15 protein-coding genes are annotated in these 18,208 nt (G+C 67.5%); 5 read left to right on the forward strand and 10 right to left on the reverse strand.

Translation table 11 applies throughout. The features are described from left to right. Positions 1-138: 138 nt before the first annotated feature. A complete protein-coding gene (locus N5C18_RS05385; RefSeq protein WP_053511286.1) occupies positions 139-2,115 on the reverse strand; it encodes a UvrD-helicase domain-containing protein in 1,977 nt (658 codons plus the stop codon). A 101-nt stretch (positions 2,116-2,216) separates the two neighbouring features. Between N5C18_RS05385 and N5C18_RS05390 the strand changes: the two genes are divergently transcribed. Continuing rightward, positions 2,217-2,837, forward strand: a complete 621-nt coding sequence (locus N5C18_RS05390; protein ID WP_008264720.1) for a thymidine kinase — start codon at positions 2,217-2,219, stop codon at positions 2,835-2,837. Between the two features lie 538 nt (positions 2,838-3,375). Here the strand turns inward: N5C18_RS05390 and N5C18_RS05395 are convergent. From N5C18_RS05395 to N5C18_RS05410, 4 genes are all read right to left on the reverse strand, one after another. After that, complete coding sequence (locus N5C18_RS05395) at positions 3,376-4,980, reverse strand: glucan biosynthesis protein D (RefSeq protein WP_164242955.1); 1,605 nt, start codon at positions 4,978-4,980, stop codon at positions 3,376-3,378. 105 nt (positions 4,981-5,085) lie between these two features. Then, positions 5,086-5,898 carry a bifunctional DNA-formamidopyrimidine glycosylase/DNA-(apurinic or apyrimidinic site) lyase gene (gene mutM, locus N5C18_RS05400; RefSeq protein ID WP_005421105.1) on the reverse strand — a complete coding sequence of 271 codons (813 nt, stop codon included), beginning with the start codon at positions 5,896-5,898 and terminating at the stop codon, positions 5,086-5,088. A 52-nt stretch (positions 5,899-5,950) separates the two neighbouring features. Next, a complete protein-coding gene (locus N5C18_RS05405) occupies positions 5,951-6,283 on the reverse strand; it encodes an EF-hand domain-containing protein (protein WP_279944004.1) in 333 nt (110 codons plus the stop codon). After that, positions 6,280-7,482, reverse strand: a complete 1,203-nt coding sequence (locus N5C18_RS05410; RefSeq protein WP_279944005.1) for a fatty acid desaturase — start codon at positions 7,480-7,482, stop codon at positions 6,280-6,282. The genes N5C18_RS05405 and N5C18_RS05410 overlap by 4 nt, the downstream gene beginning before the upstream one ends. A 151-nt stretch (positions 7,483-7,633) precedes the next feature. On the opposite strand from N5C18_RS05410, the gene N5C18_RS05415 reads away from it, so the two are divergent. Then, on the forward strand, positions 7,634-8,455 hold the full coding sequence (locus N5C18_RS05415) for an ATP-binding cassette domain-containing protein (RefSeq protein WP_279944006.1): 822 nt from the start codon (positions 7,634-7,636) through the stop codon (positions 8,453-8,455). A gap of 185 nt (positions 8,456-8,640) precedes the next feature. Here the strand turns inward: N5C18_RS05415 and N5C18_RS05420 are convergent, their stop codons facing one another. Together N5C18_RS05420 and N5C18_RS05425 are read right to left on the reverse strand one after the other, a co-directional pair. Then, positions 8,641-9,843: a DUF4785 domain-containing protein gene (locus tag N5C18_RS05420; RefSeq protein WP_279944007.1), complete on the reverse strand. Its 1,203-nt coding sequence runs from the start codon at positions 9,841-9,843 to the stop codon at positions 8,641-8,643. Between the two features lie 11 nt (positions 9,844-9,854). Further along, complete coding sequence (locus tag N5C18_RS05425; RefSeq protein WP_279944008.1) at positions 9,855-10,733, reverse strand: hypothetical protein; 879 nt, start codon at positions 10,731-10,733, stop codon at positions 9,855-9,857. Positions 10,734-10,976: 243 nt separating this feature from the next. Here N5C18_RS05425 and N5C18_RS05430 point away from each other — a divergent pair, with 243 nt between their 5' ends. Further along, the gene (locus tag N5C18_RS05430; RefSeq protein ID WP_279934977.1) at positions 10,977-11,816 is read left to right on the forward strand and encodes a phosphatase PAP2 family protein; all 840 of its coding nucleotides are present in this window, start codon (positions 10,977-10,979) and stop codon (positions 11,814-11,816) included. 32 nt (positions 11,817-11,848) lie between these two features. Here the strand turns inward: N5C18_RS05430 and N5C18_RS05435 are convergent, their stop codons facing one another. The 3 genes from N5C18_RS05435 to N5C18_RS05445 form a co-directional block, all read right to left on the reverse strand. After that, positions 11,849-12,799 (reverse strand): hypothetical protein, encoded by a 951-nt coding sequence (locus N5C18_RS05435; RefSeq protein WP_204275162.1) that lies wholly within the window; start codon positions 12,797-12,799, stop codon positions 11,849-11,851. Next, complete coding sequence (locus tag N5C18_RS05440; protein ID WP_053508024.1) at positions 12,781-13,338, reverse strand: hypothetical protein; 558 nt, start codon at positions 13,336-13,338, stop codon at positions 12,781-12,783. Before N5C18_RS05440 ends, N5C18_RS05435 begins: the two co-directional genes overlap by 19 nt. A 234-nt stretch (positions 13,339-13,572) precedes the next feature. After that, positions 13,573-15,840, reverse strand: coding sequence for a TonB-dependent receptor (locus tag N5C18_RS05445; RefSeq protein WP_279944009.1), 2,268 nt, complete (start codon positions 15,838-15,840; stop codon positions 13,573-13,575). 159 nt (positions 15,841-15,999) lie between these two features. Between N5C18_RS05445 and N5C18_RS05450 the strand changes: the two genes are divergently transcribed. Beyond that, on the forward strand, positions 16,000-17,013 hold the full coding sequence (locus N5C18_RS05450) for a TIGR00266 family protein (protein ID WP_053448381.1): 1,014 nt from the start codon (positions 16,000-16,002) through the stop codon (positions 17,011-17,013). Positions 17,014-17,196: 183 nt separating this feature from the next. After that, positions 17,197-18,189, forward strand: coding sequence for a patatin-like phospholipase family protein (locus tag N5C18_RS05455; RefSeq protein ID WP_279944010.1), 993 nt, complete (start codon positions 17,197-17,199; stop codon positions 18,187-18,189). Positions 18,190-18,208 lie beyond the last annotated feature (19 nt).

The raw sequence follows: 18,208 nt of genomic DNA on the forward strand, positions 1-18,208 counted from the left end.
AGGGGCGTGAGCCGCATGGATGCGGCGACCGAGCTTACAGGGACGTACTTGCAGCGTCCCCTGCGCAGCCCATCTACCCGGCCAACCACAGATGTAATGCGAACGGCGCCAACCACGAGGGGCTGCGCCGTTCGCCGATCAATCGAACAGCGCCTCGATCGCCGCCAACCCCGCACTCGCCCGCTCCTTCTTGCGCGCCGCATCCGCCACCGGGTCCGCACCATCGCGCTGGATCTCCTCGGCCGGGATCTCCTCGAAGAACCGGCTCGGCTTCAGCCGCACGTGCTCGCCGAACTTGCGCGTCAATTTGCTGTAGCTCATCCACAGCTGGATCTTGGCGCGGGTGATGCCCACGTACAGCAGGCGCCGCTCTTCCTGCAGGTTGCCCTCGTCCAGGCTGACCTGGTGCGGCAGCACGCCGTCCTCGCAGCCGACGATGAACACGTACGGGAATTCCAGGCCCTTGGAAGCATGCATGGTCATCATCCGCACCTGGTTGCCGCCCTCGTCCTTGTCGCTGCGCGACAGCAGCGCCAGCTGTCCGGCCAGGTCGGCGGCGGTGGCCCCGCGCGGGCCGCCCTCGAACCACTGCGCCAGTTCCTCGATGTTGTTGGCGCGGCGCTGGTAGCTGGCCTCTTCCTTGGCCTGCTGGCGCAGCTCGCTGAGCAGGCCGGACTCCTTGGCGACCTTGCGGATCATGTCACCGGAGGTGACCTGCCGGGTCTGCGCACGCAGGTCGCGCAGGATGTCGGTGAAGCGCGCCAGGCTGTTGGCCGCACGCGGCGGCAGCTGCTGCAGGGCACCGATCGCCTCGGCGGCCTGCGCCATCGGCATGTCCTTTTCCTGTGCCAGTTCGGCCAGCTTGGCCAGCGTGCCGGCGCCGACGTCGCGCTTGGGCGACTGCACCGCGCGCATGAACGCGGTGTCGTCGTCCGGGTTCACCAGCAGGCGCAGCCAGGCCAGCGTGTCCTTCACTTCCTGGCGCTCCAGGAACATGGTGCCGCCGGTCAGGTGGTACGGGATGCGCAGCAGCTGCATCGCCTTTTCCAACGGACGCGACTGGAAGTTGCCGCGGAACAGGATGCAGAAATCACTCCACGGCACATTGCGCGACTGCGCCACGAAGGCGATCTCGGCCGCGACCTTTTCGGCTTCGTGCTCGCTGTTGCGGCATTCCCACACGCGGATGCGCTCGCCGTCGGCCTGGTCGCTCCACAGCTTCTTCAGGTGCTCGTGCGGGTTGTTGGCGATCAGCGCATTGGCCGCGCGCAGCACGCGGTTGGAGCAACGGTAGTTCTGCTCCAGCTTGATGATCTCCAGCGCGGGGTAATCGCGCCCCATCTGCTGCAGGTTTTCCGGGTTGGCGCCGCGCCAGGCGTAGATCGACTGGTCATCGTCACCCACGCAGGTGAAGTTGCCCTTGTCGCCGGCCAGCTGCTTGAGCAGGCGGTACTGCGCGTCGTTGGTGTCCTGGCATTCGTCCACCAGCAGGTAGCCGATGCGCTCGCGCCAGGCCAGCGCGATCTCCGGATTTTCTTCCAGGATCTGCACCGGCAGGCGGATCAGGTCGTCGAAGTCGACCGCGTTGAACGCGGTCAGGCGCAGCTGGTAGCGCTCGTAGACGCTGGCCGCTTCCTTCTCGCGGTTGCTGCGTGCGGCGGCCATCGCCTGCTCGGGCGACAGGCCGGAGTTCTTCGCGCGCGACACCAGGTTCTTCATGTCCTCGATGTCGTCGGGCTTGGCCCCGTACATCAGGTCCTTGATCTGCGCCGCGGCATCGTCGGCATCGAAGATCGAGAAGCCGCGCTTCAGGCCCACCGCAGCGTGCTCGATCTGCAGGAACTTCAGGCCCAGCGCATGGAAGGTACAGATCGTCACCTCGTCGGCATCCTGCTCGCGCAGGCGCTTGGCCACGCGCTCGCGCATTTCCTTGGCCGACTTGTTGGTGAAGGTGATCGCCGCGATGCGGCGCGCCGGATAGCGGCCACAGCCGATCAGGTGGGCGATCTTTTCCACGATCACGCGGGTCTTGCCGCTGCCCGCGCCGGCGAGCACCAGCAACGGACCTTCGATGTGCAGGACGGCGGCGGCTTGGGGGGGATTGAGACCGTGCATGGGGACAGGATTGTAGCGGGGCCGGGTGACGACCACAGCCGGCCGCCGGTGGGGTTGCTGAACGGCTTCGGCGGACCGGGGCTGCGGCGTACAATCCGTCGATGGCCAAGCTCTACTTCTACTATTCGGCGATGAACGCCGGCAAGACCACCACCCTGCTGCAGAGCGCGCACAACTACCGCGAGCGCGGCATGCGGGTGGCGATCCTGACCCCGCGCCTGGACGATCGTGCCGGCGCCGGCGTGGTCGCTTCGCGCATCGGCCTGCGCGCCGATGGCATGGCCTTCGACCGCGATACCGACCTGCAGCGCTGGGTCGAGCAGGATCTGGCGGCGAACGGGCCGATGGGCTGCGTGCTGGTGGATGAGGCGCAGTTCCTGACCCGCGCCCAGGTCTGGCAGCTCAGCGAAGTGGTCGACCAGCTGCGCATTCCGGTGCTGTGCTACGGCCTGCGCACCGATTTCCGCGGCGAGCTGTTCGAAGGCAGCCAGTACCTGCTGGCCTGGGCCGACGAGATGCAGGAGATCAAGACCATCTGCCACAGCGGCAAGAAGGCGACGATGACCGTGCGCGTGGACGAGCATGGCCACGCGGTACAGGATGGCCCGCAGGTGGAGATCGGCGGCAATGACCGCTACGTGTCGGTCAGCCGCGCCGAGTTCAAGAAGATCACCCGCGGTGAAGGGCGGATCGACCCGGCGCAGGCGCCGCTGCCGCTGTAAGGGGGGCTTTTGCAGGGCTGCGCCCTGCACCTGCGGTAGTGCCGGCCGCTGGCCGGCAACAGCAACAGCAACAGCGAAAGCTGGCATTCCGTGGGATGGCGGGGCGGTGTGGGCTTGCAGGACACGCCGTAAACCCGTCCCTGGGGGCTCGATGGCGCCATCCATGGCGCCAACGGTCCTGCAAGCCCACACCGCCCCACCTCTGACAGATCCTCGCGACTGTTGGTAGGTGTCGACCTTGGTCGACACATCTGTCAGATATCGAATGAAATTCCGGGGTCAGATCCGTTTTCCTTCGGAAAACGGATCTGACCCCCACGAGCTGTTCCAACAGATCGCGCAAAACTGTCGAAGGCGGGGTGGGTCCGGTTGAGGGGGCGTGAGCGCCATGGATGGCGCGACCGAGGCTACATGGACGTATTTACGCCGTCCCCCTCAACCGGACCCACCCCGCCATCCCACGGAATGCCCGCTTTTGACGTTGACGTTGACGTCAGCAGGTGCAGGGCTGCAAGCCCTGCGAACCCACCACCCCCTCTCAGTACAGCGTGCGCTCCGGTGCACCGGCCGGCGGCGGGGTGTACTGGTACAGCCAGGTCTCGGTGAGGGTCTTGCCACCACTGCGCAGGAACAGGCGGATGTCGATCTGCTCGGTGCTGCCTTCCGGCGGCACCAGGTCGAACATCGCGCGGTAGCCGTTGATCTCGCGCAGCGGCCGTGCCGACACGATCTCGACCCGGCCGCGGCTGGCTTCCACCACCGCTTCAACCTCGGCCTTGTCGATCAGCGAGGCCAGCTCGCCACCTTCGAAGTCCACCGCGAAGCGCCAGCTGAAATACTCGCGCTTCTTGCCGATCACGCCGCCCAGGCCGGTGCGGCTGGCGACACAGTGCGCCAGCGGCGGCCGTGCCGGCGGTTCGGCGCCCCAGTACAGGCGGTAGCCGACCAGCAGTTCCTGGCCCGGCTGCGGCTTTTCCTTCGGGTTCCAGAATGCCACGATGTTGTCGAAGGTCTCGTCCACGGTGGGAATCTCCACCAGCTGCACCGAGCCCTCGCCCCACTCGCCCTTCGGCTCCACCCACAGGCACGGGCGCTTCTCGTAGAACACGCCATCGTCCTGGTAGTGATCGAAGTTGCGGTCGCGCTGCAGCAGGCCGAAGCCGCGCGGGTTGCGGTCCACGAACATGTTGAAACGCAGGTTGCGCGGGTTCAGCAGCGGCCGCCAGATCCATTCACCGGCACCGGTCCACAGCGACAGGCCGTCGGTATCGTGGATTTCCGGGCGCCAGTCCCAGCCCATGCGGCGGTCGTTCTCGCCCACCTGGTACATGCTGGTGCACGGTGCGATGCCCAGGCGTTCGATGGCCTTGCGCGGGTACAGCGCGCTGTCGATGTCCATCAGCAGCACGTCGCCATTGGTGATGGCGAAGCGATAGGCGCCGGCCACGCTGGGCGAATCCAGCAGCCCATAGACCACGATCGTCTCCGAATCGGCCGACGGCTGTTCCAGGTAGTAGGCGATGAAATCCGGGAATTCCTCCGGCTTGCCCATGCCGGTGTCGATCGCCAGGCCGCGTGCGGACTGGCCATACTGGCCCTCCTTGCCCACCGCGCGGAAGTAGCTGGCGCCGAGGAACGCGGCGAAGTCGCGGTCGGTGTCCTTGCGTGTGTTGAGGCGGAACCCGGCGAAGCCGAGGTCGGCCGGCAGTTCGCCATCCTTGATGCCGCTCTTGCCATAGTTGAACGCCGCGCCGTCGTAGGCCAGCTCCTGCGCCTTGCCGTCGACCACATCGAACATGCGTACCGGCGAGTGGAAGTACAGGCCCAGATGGAAGAACTTGGCCTGGAACCTGCCTGGCTGGTCCGCCCACAGCGCGTGGTCCTGGCGGTAGCCGATCGACTGGTACTGGTCCCAGTCCAGGCCTTCCAGGCGGCCCGGCAGCACCCGCTTGTGGCTCTTGTAGGGCGCCTGTGCCAGCGCGCGTGCCTGGCCCTTCAGGGTGGCAAAGTCGAACGGCTGCGGCTGGCCGAGGCGGCGCAGGCCCATCTGGCCGCTCTTGCTGGCCGCGCATGCGGGCAGGGACGGCAGGCCGAATGCAGCCAGGGCGAGGGAGGCATTGCGGATGAAGTCGCGTCGTTGCATGCAGGCGCGTCAGGCACAGAAGGAAGGTCGGCCATCATAGGCAGACAAACGTTAACGGGCAGCGGAGACGGCCCCTGCCCGTTCAGCTGCCGCTGGCCGCCCGGCTCAGCGCTGGCAGTGGCTGCACCAGACGCTGGCACGCTGGCCGATGGTGGCGTGCTTCAGCGCGCGGCCGCAGTTCGGGCAGGGCAACCCATCACGGCCGTACACCAGCAGCTCCTGCTCGAAGTAGCCCGGTGCGCCGTCGGGGCTGATGAAATCGCGCAGGGTGGTACCGCCACGGGTGATCGCATACCCGAGGATCTCCTTCACCGCGTCGGCCAGCCGCTGGTAGCGCTCGCGCGAAATCTTTCCCGCCTCGCGCAGCGGGCTGATGCCGGCCTTGAACAGGCTTTCGGCAGCGTAGATGTTGCCCACGCCCACCACCACCGCCTGGTCCATCAGGAAGGTCTTCACCGGCGCGCTGCGACCACGGCTGCGGGCGAACAGGTAATCGCCATCGAAGGCATCGTCCAGCGGCTCCGGGCCCAAGCCCTGCAACAGCGGGTGGATCTCGCCGGCCGGCTGCCACAGCAGGCTGCCGAAGCGGCGCGGGTCGTTGAAGCGCAGCAGGCGGCCATTGTCGAGGCTGATGTCGACGTGGTCGTGCGCACGCAGCGGGGTATCACCGGGCAGCACGCGCAGGCTGCCGGACATGCCAAGGTGCAGCACCGCGCTGCCGATGGCGGTGTCCAGCAGCAGGTACTTTGCGCGCCGGCGGATGTCCTCGATGCGCTGACCCGGCAGCAGCTCGGCCACTTCCGGTGGAATCGGCCAGCGCAGGTCGGCGCGGCGCAGGATCACCCCATGCACGCGGCGACCCTGCAGGTGCGGCGCCAGGCCGCGGCGGGTGGTTTCGACTTCGGGCAGTTCAGGCATGCCGAGATTCTACGCCTCAGCGCCGGGCATGGCCGGGCGCCGGCAGGCGTGCTCAGCGCGGCGGCGCGGCCAGCTCGCGCGCATCCAGGAACCCGTCGCCGTTGGCATCCTGCGTGTGGAAGCGCTGCACGATCACCTGCCGCTGCTGCTCGCGGGTGATCGCCCTGCCCTTGCCACCGGGCAGCTCATCGGCGCTCAGCACGCCATCGCCATTGCGGTCCATGCGATCGAAGGCGTACAGCATCCACTGCACGTACTCGGCCTCACTGACCTTGCCGTCGCCATCGCTGTCCATCCGCCGCAGGTAACTGGCGGTATCGGTGACCTGGGCCAGCGCAGCACCCGGCAGCAGGGCAGCCAGCAGAAGCCCGAGCCCTGCCCTCACGCGCCCACCAGGCTGTAGCCCTTCAGCCGCGCGGCGTAGGCCTGCAACGCCGCGATACCGCTTTCCTCGGCCTCGCGGCACCAGGCCTGCAGTTGATGCAGGCGCTCGGCGGCATCGTGGCCGCGGGCTTCCAGCAGCGCGGCCAATCGCCCGCGGTACTCGACCAGCGTGCGGATGCGCGGCCGCTGCGCCACCCATTCGCTGAGCTGGGCACGGCTGTCCGGCTTCAGCCAGCGGCCGTCGTTGACCAGGCCACGGCGCAGCCGGCGTGGCAGCAGGCGGCGCAGCTTGGCCCCGGCGTGGGCGGCCTCCTCGCGCAGGGCCGGCATGAATACATTGCGCTGGTAATCGGTCATCGCCTGGAAACGGTGCGACAGCAGCGCCTTCAGGGTTTCGGCATCAGGCACGGCGATGTTCGGGCGCACGTCCATGGCCGGCGCCACCCGCAGCACCTTGGCCAGGCGCAGCACCTGCAGCAGGCGGATCGCACTCCAGCCGATGTCGAATTCCCAGCGCCGCATCGCAAAGCGCGCCGAGCTGGGGAAGGCATGGTGGTTGTTGTGCAGTTCCTCGCCGCCGATCCAAAAGCCCCACGGCGTCAGGTTGGTGGAGGTATCGGCCGATTCATAGTTGCGGTAGCCCCACCAGTGGCCCAGGCCGTTGACCACGCCGGCCGCCCAGAACGGAATCCATGCCATCTGGATCGCCCACAGGGCCACGCCGGGCAGGCCGAACAACAGGGTATTGATCGCCAGCAGCAGCACCGGGCCAAGCGTGGCGTGCGGGGTATACAGGCGGCGCTCGATCACGTCGTCCGGGGTGCCGCGCCCGTACTGCTCGATGTCCGCGCGCTGGCCGCGCGCTTCGCGGTACAGCTCCACGCCGTGCCAGAACACCTTGCCGATGCCGCGGGTGACCGGGCTGTGCGGATCGTCCTCGGTCTCCACCTTGGCGTGGTGCTTGCGATGGATGGCCACCCATTCGCGGGTGATCATCGAGGTGGTCAGCCACAGCCAGAAGCGGAACACGTGGGCCAGCGCCGGGTGGAAATCGACCCCGCGGTGGGCCTGGCTGCGGTGCAGGTAGAGGGTCACCGAGAAGATGGTGATCTGGGTGAAGACCAGCAGGACCGCCAACATGGCCCACCACCCCAGGCCGAGCACACCACCGGTCAACAGGGACATCAGGTCATCTGGCATGACGGCGCTCCGGTTCGGTGCGGGGATGGCAGACATCATGGGCGCTTGCGTTGCAAACTGCATCCCTGCGGCGGTGATCTGCACCGCCATCCGTGGCACCGTTCACAGTTGGGGACCCGAGTTGTCGAACCTTGATCCACGCGCCAGCGCCATGACCGCCGCCGCGCCCGCTGCGGCACTGCCCCCGTTGATCGAACTGGACCGCGCCACCGTGGTGCGCGGCCAGGTGAAGGTGCTGCACGGGCTCAGCCTGCGCATCGCGCAGGGCCAGCACACCGCCCTGCTCGGCCCCAACGGCTGCGGCAAGTCGACCTTCATCAAGCTGATCACCCGCGAGCTGTACCCCCTGGCACAGGGCGACGGCTCGGTCGCCGTCAAGGTGCTGGGCCAGAACCGCTGGCAGGTGGACCGGCTGCGCTCGCAGCTGGGCATCGTCACCGGCGACCTCAGCAGCAACCTGGCCGACATGCCCGGGCTGACCGTGGAACAGGCGGTGCTGTCCGGCTTCTTCGCCAGCTACGTGGTACCCGCCTTCCGCGAAGTGACCGCCGAGATGCGTACACGCGTCGGCGAGACGCTGGCGATGACCGGCGCGTTGTCGCTGCGCGAACGCGCCTATGCCGAGCTGTCGGCCGGCGAGACCCGCCGCGTGCTGATCGCCCGCGCGCTGGTCAACCGGCCGCAGGCGCTGCTGCTGGACGAGCCGTCCACCGGCCTGGACCTGGTCGCCCGCGAGCAGCTGGTGGCAACCATGCGGGTGCTGGCGCAGCAGGGCATCACCCTGGTGCTGGTGACCCACCACATTGAAGAAATCATTCCCGAGATCGAGCGGGTGGTGCTGCTGCGCGATGGCCGCGTACTGGCCGATGGCAGCCGCGCCGAGCTGCTGCGCAACGAACCGCTGTCGGCGGTGTTCGGCGGCGCGATCACCGTATGCGAGCAGGAAGGCCGGTTGACTGCATTCGCGGGGTAAGGCGACGGGCTCGGAAACCGGTGGCGGTAGAGTCGACTGTTGGTCGACTATCGCGCGCAGCGCGGGATCTTTGCGATCCAGGCGAAAGGCAGTCGACTAACAGTCGACTCTACCCCCTCGTCATGGCGTCCTCCGCCGTGATGCCGATGCAGCGGGCCGGATATCCCGGCCCGCCACACCGTTGCTCAGAACTGCAACGCCAGCGCGCGCGACTCGATCGGTGCCATCCGACTCTGGTCCTGCAGCTGCAGGTCACGCAGTTCGTACGGCGCACCGAAGCCCGCGGGCAATGCCGCCTGGTCGAACGGCAACACCAGCTGCCCAGCACCCGGGCCATCGAACCACGCCGCCGCATGTGCCTGTGCCACCGGCTTCAACTGGCCATCGCGGGCAGTGGCATACAGCGTGCCCCGCGCCTCGTAGCGGCCGGCGGCGGCCACCTGCAGCGGCAGCGCCACCTGGCGGCTGGCCGGGTCCGGCGTCGCCTGGCCACTGAAGCGCGCGGTCGGTCGCGCCACCGCGAAGGCCACCTTGCCATCGCGCAGCACACCGTCGGCCTGGGCGAACACCTGCAGCTCCCATAGCCCCTGCACGCTACCGACATCGGCCGGAATCCGCACCTGCGCGCGCAGGCTGCCATCGGTGGTGCGCAACAGGCGCTGCGGCCAGCTGCGGCCGTCCGGCGCGACCAGCAGGGCTTCGCCGCCCAGGCCGCCACGCCGCGATGCCAGCTGCGCGGCGGTGGCGCCGTCTTCCAGCAGGCGTGCCTGCAGCTGCACATTGCCACCGGCCAGCACCTGCCCCTGGCTGGCCTGCACCTCCAGCCGCAGCGGGCTGTTCGGCTCCAGCACCTGCACCACGTAGCGGCCCTGCGCGTGTGCACTCTGCAGCGTGTAGGCACCGGCCGCGCTGGCCGCGCCGGTACGCAGCATGCTGCTGCCATCACCCACCGGCATGCCGGCGTCCTGCAGTGCGCGTGCATCGACACTGCGGGCCACGCTGCTGCGGCCGGCCGGGTCGCGTACCTGCAGGGTGCTGGCCGGCAGCGCGCGGGCACCTTCGGCCGGGCTCAGCTGGATCACCGCATCGGCCGCCGTCAGCGGCAGTGCCAGGCCGCGCTGCAGCTGCGTGCCGTCGACCTGCTGCCAGTAGCTGCGGCTGACCGAGGCATACGGCGTGGCGGCCTGCAGTGGTTGTGCCGGGTCCAGCGCCCAGGCAAACGACAACGGCGCGTGTTCGCTTTCATCAGCAGGCAGCGGCGCGGCCACCAGTGCGGCAGGCACCTGATCGCCTGCGCGGGCGGCTTGCAGCGGCTGCGCGGCCTGCACGGCGGAAAGGGACAGCACCGCCAGCACAGCACTGGCCAGCAGGGTGGAATGGATCGTCATGGTCGTCTTCCTCACTGGGCCAGGTCGTTGCGCAGGATCGTGCCGAGGCCGAAGCACTCGCGTCGGCTCTGATTGTGGCTGAGCGGCTCTGCCCCCTGGGTGCGCGCCTTGTCGGTGAACCAGGTGGTGCCGGCGGCCTTCTGGCTGCTGCACTCCAGGAACCCATCGGAACAGGACGACAGCCAGTTCTGGGTGAACTCCAGGCCGACATTGGCGGCATAGCCTCCGCAGTAGCTGTTGCTGTCCCACACCGCCGATTCGACATCACTGCCGACCATCGCGCGGAAGGGTTTGGGCAATGCCGGGCGGCCGGCAGTACCGTACAGGTTCTGCGCGTTGTAGGTGGCCATGCTCGCCACTTGTTGCTGGCGCACCGCGTCGTTCTTGTAGCCCAGCAACCAGCCCAGCGAGGTTTCGAAGGTGTTGCCGTTGAGCACCGCATCGGCCAGTGGCGTGCCCGCCGAAGACGGTGCCAGCGCGTTGACCCTGCGTACCGTGCGGATGATCTTCGGATAGCGGCTGTCGTAGGTCGGGTTGGACAGGATCCAGCGCATCACGTTGCCGCCGTTGGAATGGGTGATCACCACCAGCTGGGTGATGCCGCGGCTGTCGATGAAGCTGGTCAGCTGGTTGGCCAGGCAGCCGGCGGCCTCCGGCTTCCACATGTACTGGGTGAAATCGCAGTTGATGACCACGTAGTTGCTGCTGTTGGGCAGGCCCTGGCGCACGGTGTCGATGATCGCCGGCTGCCAGTAGTCCTGGGTGGCATTGGTCTGTGCGCCGGTGCCATGCACGAAGGCCACGCCATGGACATCGGCGGCCTGGGCGGGGGTGCAGGCCAGGCCCAACAGCAGGGCCAGGGCGGTACTTCCTGTTGCGGTGCTGCGCATCGCATCTCTCCCTCGTCAGCAGATCCCCCCGGCCCGGCTGTGGGCCGATGCTGGCTGCGAATGCGCGTGAAAGTCCGTGCGCTGCGCCCGTATTCGGGAGATTGGCGAAGATGGATGATGTTGTTTCAGGATGATGACTACCCAGAGCCACCATGCCGGGTCTGGCCGTATGACCGATGGGCGCTGCGGGCGGCGGAAGGGGCTGCGATCATGGCCGCTGTGTTTTCTGTCTCGAGCCTGCCCATGTCGTTGCCCACCCTCCCCGCCCGCCCCCTGCTCGGCCTGGCCATTGCCCTGTCGCTGGCCGGTTGCGCATCCACCGCCACCGCGCCGACTGCGGTGGAAGCCAACATCACCACCAAGACGGTGGGTTACCTGGACAAGGCCGCCGTGCCGGCCAGCATCGCCCTGGTACCGGCACCGCCGGCCGCCGGTTCGGCCGGCGGCGCACTGGACGAACAGGTCAGCCGCGAAGCCCGCGCCCTGCGTGGCACGCCGCGCTTCGCCCAGGCCACGAGCGATGCCGAACTCGGCTTCCCGGCCGGCGCCAACCAGTTCTCCTGCGCGGCCGACATCGATGTGGACGCGGTGAAAACCCCGGCCCTGTACCGTCTGCTGGAACGCAGCCGCATCGATGCCAGCGCGGCCACCAAGGCAGCCAAGAACCAGTACCAGCGTCCGCGCCCGTTCATGGTCAACGGCGAGCCGACCTGCACGCCCGACGACGAAGCCGGGCTGCGCAAGAACGGCTCCTATCCGTCCGGCCATACCTCCATCGGCTGGGCCTGGGCGCTGATCCTGTCGGAGATCGCGCCGGACCGCGCCGACGCCATCCAGGCGCGAGGCCGCAACTACGGTGAGAGCCGCCTGGTGTGCAATGTGCACTGGCAGAGCGACATCCTCGAAGGGCGTTTCATGGGCGCCGCCGCCGTGGCGCGCCTGCATGCCAACGCCGCGTTCAACAAGGATCTGCTGGCCGCACGCAAGGAGATTGCGGATGCGCGCAAGGCCGGACTGCATTCCAGCCGCGACTGCGCGGCCGAGGAAGCGGTGCTGAAGGTGCGGCCGGAAAGCGCGCTGTAAGACATCGCCGCTGCGCTCGCGGTTCCGCGGCGCTACCGACTGCGCCGCGGAACGGCGGCATCGGCGATGGCCTTTGTCAGCGTCGCCTTGTTGCCGCCGCGTGGCCAGCCCACCACCCGCGCGGCGACCCCGCCGTCGCGCAGGATGTAGAACGTGGGTGTTCCCCAGTAGCCGACCTCTGAAAAGCCGGACTGACGGGCCACAATGTGGATCGGCAGGTCAGGATGACGGTCGTTCCAATCCCTGAAGATGCGCGGATCGAGCGTTCCATCCTGTGGCGACAGCCACAGGGCGCGTGGACCGGAAAGCACCCGCATCAGCTCGGGGTCTGTGCGGGCGGCTTCTGCGGCCGCCCGCGTGAAGCCGCAGGCAGGATGCGCGATGACGATGATGTCCAAAGACGCCAGGTCAGCCTGAGCGGAGCTGAAGCGCTCGCCATCGGGACCAGGAGTCCAGTACTCGAGCGGCCTGATGACATCGGGAAATCGCGGCACGGGACGACCATTGAACGCCGCCAGCCACGGCGATACGGGCGTCAACGCAGTGGCATCACGGCTCAGCATGGCAATGGCTGCTCCGGCGCGTGCGTCGGCAGGATGCAGCTCACCTCGCCTGCGCAGCTCGACGCCCACGCGCAGTGCAATGGTCGAGTAGCGCGGCTGTTTGCTTGCCACAGCGGCCGCGTGGGTCGCCCGCAGCAGTACCCGCAGGTCAGATGCAGCCAGCGAGGACAGCGTACCGGTGTGAGGCAGGACACTGGTGTCGAATGCACGATCAACCAGTGCCCCGCGCTCGCGCCAGTCATGATCCGGCCCCGAGAGGCTTTCCCACGTTTGCTGCACGATGGCGTGGCCCTCCTCCAGGGATTCGCCGGCAGCACAGGGAAAGGACAGGATCACCGCCATCATGGTGGCGACCGGGAGCAACCCACGCGTGACGGTGCGTGGGCGCCGCAGGGCCGTGATCAGCAGTTGGACGTGCATATGTGCGCCGTCGATTCCTCGCAGGTGGCGTGCGAGATGCACTTGTAGCCGGGATAGTCGGCCTCGTTGCAGTGTTCTCCCACACCACAACGCAGGCTGCGTGCGGTGTCCAGTATCTGCAGAACCGCCTGGTCTTCCTCTGAATTGACCCTGACATCGGGCATGACCGCCACCAGATGCTCAAACCCAAACGGCTTCAGCACGCGATGGAGATCGGCCGCCCCCAGTTCCCGTGCCAGATCGGAGTAATCGAAAGTGGTCAGTCCGAGGTCATTGAACCGTAGCGATGCGGTGAAGCGCGCGCGCGATGCAGGCGTCAGTTTGTAAAGGGGAAAAGTATCGGTATCCCCGAATGTCTTTGCATACGCATCGAATGATCGCTGATCGGTGATCGACGCTGTTCTCTTTTCCAGCTGCAGTCGCTGGTCGTCCAGGCGCGTCGTTGTTGCCGCTCCGTCAGCCTTGAACCCTGCAGATGCCTGCGTCGACAGCAGGAGCATGACGAAGCCGACTGTCAGCCGCGACGTTTTCCTCTTCATTGCAGTACCCCGGTTGCCCGGAAGATTCCGGTAGCCACGGTTGTACGCCGATTCTGTCCGAGCGCGCCGACCCAAGGTCAGGTTCGCGGAAATTGAGACATATCTTTGCCTCCGCTCACACTTTTCAAGCCCTACCCGCATTGCGGACATGTCCATTTGCGACATGGTCGCGCATCAAAAGAAAGGGCCGGCATTGCGCCGGCCCTTCTTCATTGCATCACGCCATCAACCGCATCAGAACTTCGCGGTGAACTCGACGCCGAACGTGCGCGGCTCGTTGAGGAAGCCGGTCAGGTTGTTGAAGTCGATCGCGCCGACCACGCGGGTCTGGTTGGTCAGGTTGCGGCCGAACACAGCCACGTCGTACTGGCCGTAATCCCAGTTGTAGCCCACGCGCAGGCCACCTTCCAGCGAGCTGCGGCTGCGGAACTCCGGCGACTCGTACAGGAAGAAGTTCACCGCGCTCTTGTATGCCCAGTCGGTGTAGACGTAGACCTCGCTGGCGTCGTTCACCGGGAAGCCGGCACGCAGGGTCAGGTTGTGGATCCACTTCGGCGCCTGCGGCAGTGGGTTGCCGTTGACCAGCGCGTAGGTGCCGCCGTTGATGACGGTGGTCGGGTCGGTGATGGTGCAGCCACCGCCACAGATCGCCACGGCCAGATCCTTGTCCTTGATCTCGGTGTCGTTGTAGCTGCTGCCCAGGGTCATCAGCACGTGGTCGGTCAGGTACGCCTCGAAGTCCAGCTCGAAGCCCTGGCCGATGGTCTTGTCGGCGTTGAGCAGGGTGGCGGTGTTGTTGCTGCCACCCACGGCGATCAGCTGCTGTCCATCGACGTTGTAGCGGAACACGTTGAAGCCCAGGCGTGCGCGACGGTCGAACAGGTCGGCCTTGATGCCGGCTTCATACGAGATCACCTTCTCCGAATCGGCCTGGGTGACGCCGCCGAAGGCCAGACGGCCCTGGATCGACGGTGCACGGAAGCCCTTGGCCACGCGCGCATAGGCGTTGATGTTGTCAGTGATCTGGTAGACGCCGCTCAGGTCCCAGCTGACATCGTCGACATCGCTGTTGGCCAGGTACGGACCGCTGACCGGGGTGCCACCCGGCACGGCCTGCAGCACGCTGGCGGTGAAGTCCTTCTTGTCCTGGGTGTAACGCACGCCGGCACGCAGCTTGAAGCGGTCGGTCACGTCCAGATCGCCCGAGGCGAACGCCGCCCAGGCCTTGTTGCGCTGGCTCTGCACGGCATGGCCGGTCTGCGGGTTGCCCGGGGTCAGCGAGTCGTAGTTGAAGCTGTCGATGGTCACGTCTTCATCGAAGTAGAAGACGCCGGCCTGCCAGTCGAAGCGGCCCCACTCGTTGGATTCGACGCGGAATTCCTGCGTCCACTGGCGGTGGTGCGGCAGGCCGTCAGCCGATTCGGACGGGAACGGAATGTTGCCCGGGCCGTAGTTGCCGGCGCCCAGGAACGAGGCACCGTAGCCGCCGTCGACGTCGCCGTGGTTCAGCGATTCGGCGGTTTCATAGCCGGTGATCGAGTGCAGGGTGACGCGGCCGAGGTCCCACTTGATGCGTGCGCTGCCGCCCCAGGTTTCCAGGTTGGAGAAGTTCAGGCCGTCGGTGGAGACCTTGTCGCGGTCGAAGTTCTCGACCAGCGCATTGCTGCCCTTCTGGATGATGTTGGCGCGGAACAGGCGGGCGGTGCCGTTGAGCTTGCGCTTGTGCAGGTTGAACAGCGCTTCGACGTCATCACCTTCGTACAGGAACTGCACGCGGCCCGCGGCTTCGTCATAGCCTTCGAATCCCGAGCTGGGTGCATTGGCAACGGTGTTGTCGACGTAGTTGTCGCGGCGCTGGTACAGCGCCGACACGCGCGCCGACCAGCGGCTGGTCAGCGGGCCGCCGTAGGCGCCCTGCACGTTCCAGGTGTCATACGTGCCGTAGGACATCTTCACGTAGCCATCGGCGTCCTGCGACGGACGGGCCGAATCGAACTTCACCACGCCGGCCGGGGTGTTGCGGCCGAACAGCGTACCCTGCGGGCCACGCAGCACTTCCACGCCGGCCAGGTCGAACAGCGGGAAGCCCTTCAGCAGCGGGCTTTCCTGCACCACGTCGTCATACACCAGCGAGACCGGCTGCGACGCGTTGAGATCGAAGTCGGTGTTGCCCAGGCCGCGGATGTAGAAGCGCGGGAAGGCACGACCGTAGGACGATTCGATGTTCAGGCTGGGCACGCGCGCGGCCAGGAAGCGGATGTCATCGCCGGCAGAGCCGAGCACATCCAGCTTCTCACCCTGGATCGCCGTGATCGCGACCGGCACGTCCTTGGCGTTCTCGACGCGGCGCTGTGCGGTGACCTGCAGGGCGTCGAGGGCAACCGGATCCTTGGCAGCGGAGGTTTCCTGGGCAGCTGCTACCAGCGGCAGCAGGGCGGAAAGAGCGGCAACGAGGGGACGCGCGACCGGAAATCGGCCACGGGAAGTGCGGGTCGGGGACATGGCGGTAGGCTGTGTTTGGAGGGGTGGTAAAACGGCGCTACCAGATAATTGTTGCAATACAGCACCTGCCTCGCAAATGCCTGCCGTTCATGGCGCCGTCGCCCACGCCCCGGCGCGCTCGCTAGACTCGGGGTTTTCCAGCCCCGCCGAGCCGTCGCGATGACCCAGTGGTACTTCCATGCCTCCGCCCAGGCCGACCGCGTCGGCCCGCTCGATGACCCGGCCGCGCGGCGCTACGCGCAGGCCAACCCGCGCGCGCTGGCCTGGTGCCAGGGCATGAGCGGATGGACCCCCATCCCCGACGTGGCCGAGCTGCAGGCGCCGGCACCGGGCATGCCCACGACCCCGCCGCCGGTCCCCGCCGTCTCCAGCGGCCGCGCTGACGACATCGACTTCCGTATCGTCGGCCATGAAATGCAGTTCGTGGAGATCGAGCTCGACCCCGGTGAAAGCGCCATCGCCGAGGCCGGCGCGCTGATGTTCAAGGACGCCACGGTGCAGATGGACACGGTGTTCGGCGCTGCCAATGGCGACCCGGGCGGCTTCATGGGCAAGGTGATGGCCGCCGGCAAGCGCGTGCTGACCGGCGAGAGCCTGTTCGCCACCGTCTACACCCAGAGCGGCCACGGCAAGGGCAAGGTCGCCTTCGCCGCGCCCTACCCCGGCACCGTGCTGGCGATGAAGCTGGACCAGCATGGCGGCCGCCTGATCTGCCAGAAGGACAGCTTCCTGGCCGGCGCGCGCGGCGTGCAGATCGGCGTGCAGTTCCAGCGCAGGATCATGACCGGGCTGTTCGGCGGCGAGGGCTTCATCATGCAGAAGCTGGAGGGCGACGGCTGGGTGTTCATCCACGCTGGCGGCTGCGTGATCGAGCGCGAGCTGGCGGCTGGCGAGCGCCTGGACGTGGATACCGGCTGCGTGGTGGCCTACCACCCGACCGTGGACATGGATGTGCGCCGTGTCACCGGCGTCAAGAGCATGCTGTTCGGTGGCGAGGGTGTGTTCCTGGCCACGCTGACCGGCCCGGGCAAGGTCTGGCTGCAATCGCTGCCGTTCTCGCGCCTTGCCGGGCGCATGTGGATGGCGGCGCCGCAGGGCGGTGGCCAGAGCCGTGGCGAGGGCTCGGTGCTCGGCGGACTCGGCCGGATGCTGGACGGCGACAACCGGTTCTGACCGCCTCCGGTAGTGCCGGCCGCTGGCCGGCAACCTCATGGACCTCTGCCGGCATCCCAGCAATTGCCGGCCAGCGGCCGGCACTACCTTTATGAATAGGTAACTCCCCCACCCTGCCCGCCCCGCCAGCGCTTCGGTATGCTGGCGCCCTTTCCAGAATCCGGCGCCGCGAGCGCATTGCCGATGAGCCTGTTCCGCCCCCGCATGCTGCTGTCCGTCGCCCTGATCGGCCTGCTGGCCGGCTGCGGCGGCGATCCGGTCCGTCCCACGCCGCCGTCGGCACCGACCGTGGTGCCGCAGGCCAAGCCGGTGAAGATCGGCATCGCGCTGGGTGGCGGCGCAGCCAAGGGCTTCGCCCACATCGGCGTGATCAAGATGTTGGAAGCCAACGGCTTTGAACCGGTGGTGGTGTCCGGCACCAGCGCCGGCAGCGTGGTCGGCGCGCTGTATGCCAGCGGCATGGACGCGTTCCAGATGCAGAGCAAGGCGGTGGCGCTGGACGAAGCCAGCATCCGCGACGTGCGACTGTTCTCCGGTGGCCTGCTGCAGGGCCAGAAGCTGCAGGACTACGTCAACGAACAGGTGGCCAACCGCCCGGCCGAACGCCTGAAGAAGCCGTTCGCCGCCGTCGCCACGCAGCTGGAAACCGGCGAGCGCGCGATCTTCGTGCGCGGCAACGTCGGCCAGGCCGTGCGTGCGTCGAGCAGCATCCCCGGCGTGTTCGAGCCGGTGAAGATCGGTGGCCACAACTACATCGATGGCGGCGTGGTCAGCCCGGTGCCGGTGGATGCCGCGCGCCAGCTAGGCGCCGACTTCGTGATCGCCGTGGACATCTCCAGCAAGGCCAGTGGCAAGGCGCCCACCGGCATGCTCGGCATCGTCAACCAGTCGATCTCGATCATGGGCCAGCGCCTGGGCGAGCAGGAACTGGCGCGCGCCGACATCGTGATCCGGCCGAAGGTACTGGACATCGGCGCTGCCGATTTCAGCCAGCGCGGCACCGCGATCCTGGAGGGCGAGAAGGCCGCGATGGCGGCGATGCCGCAGATCCGCGCGAAGATCCAGCAGCTGCAGAAGGCACGTGCTGCGGCAGCCGCACCCGCGCCGGTGGCGGCGCCGAAGTGCGAGGAAGCCTCGCGCCTGGGCAAGCTGATGGGCCGCAAGGACAAGTGCTGATCGGTTGATGCCTGGCCAC

It is taken from the genome of Stenotrophomonas sp. GD03930, assembly GCF_029839665.1.
GTDB classification, from domain to species: domain Bacteria; phylum Pseudomonadota; class Gammaproteobacteria; order Xanthomonadales; family Xanthomonadaceae; genus Stenotrophomonas; species Stenotrophomonas forensis.

What these genes read in the sequence shown, in the direction of transcription:
- N5C18_RS05455 (WP_279944010.1), top strand. Translation starts at nt 17,197, where the DNA reads ATGAGCCTGTTCCGCCCCCGCATGCTGCTGTCCGTCGCCCTGATCGGC.
- N5C18_RS05450 (WP_053448381.1), top strand. Translation starts at nt 16,000, where the DNA reads ATGACCCAGTGGTACTTCCATGCCTCCGCCCAGGCCGACCGCGTCGGC.
- N5C18_RS05440 (WP_053508024.1), bottom strand. Translation starts at nt 13,338, where the DNA reads ATGAAGAGGAAAACGTCGCGGCTGACAGTCGGCTTCGTCATGCTCCTG.
- N5C18_RS05410 (WP_279944005.1), bottom strand. Translation starts at nt 7,482, where the DNA reads ATGCCAGATGACCTGATGTCCCTGTTGACCGGTGGTGTGCTCGGCCTG.
- N5C18_RS05385 (WP_053511286.1), bottom strand. Translation starts at nt 2,115, where the DNA reads ATGCACGGTCTCAATCCCCCCCAAGCCGCCGCCGTCCTGCACATCGAA.
- mutM (WP_005421105.1), bottom strand. Translation starts at nt 5,898, where the DNA reads ATGCCTGAACTGCCCGAAGTCGAAACCACCCGCCGCGGCCTGGCGCCG.
- N5C18_RS05425 (WP_279944008.1), bottom strand. Translation starts at nt 10,733, where the DNA reads ATGCGCAGCACCGCAACAGGAAGTACCGCCCTGGCCCTGCTGTTGGGC.
- N5C18_RS05390 (WP_008264720.1), top strand. Translation starts at nt 2,217, where the DNA reads ATGGCCAAGCTCTACTTCTACTATTCGGCGATGAACGCCGGCAAGACC.
- N5C18_RS05420 (WP_279944007.1), bottom strand. Translation starts at nt 9,843, where the DNA reads ATGACGATCCATTCCACCCTGCTGGCCAGTGCTGTGCTGGCGGTGCTG.
- N5C18_RS05445 (WP_279944009.1), bottom strand. Translation starts at nt 15,840, where the DNA reads ATGTCCCCGACCCGCACTTCCCGTGGCCGATTTCCGGTCGCGCGTCCC.
- N5C18_RS05395 (WP_164242955.1), bottom strand. Translation starts at nt 4,980, where the DNA reads ATGCAACGACGCGACTTCATCCGCAATGCCTCCCTCGCCCTGGCTGCA.
- N5C18_RS05415 (WP_279944006.1), top strand. Translation starts at nt 7,634, where the DNA reads ATGACCGCCGCCGCGCCCGCTGCGGCACTGCCCCCGTTGATCGAACTG.
- N5C18_RS05435 (WP_204275162.1), bottom strand. Translation starts at nt 12,799, where the DNA reads ATGCACGTCCAACTGCTGATCACGGCCCTGCGGCGCCCACGCACCGTC.
- N5C18_RS05430 (WP_279934977.1), top strand. Translation starts at nt 10,977, where the DNA reads ATGTCGTTGCCCACCCTCCCCGCCCGCCCCCTGCTCGGCCTGGCCATT.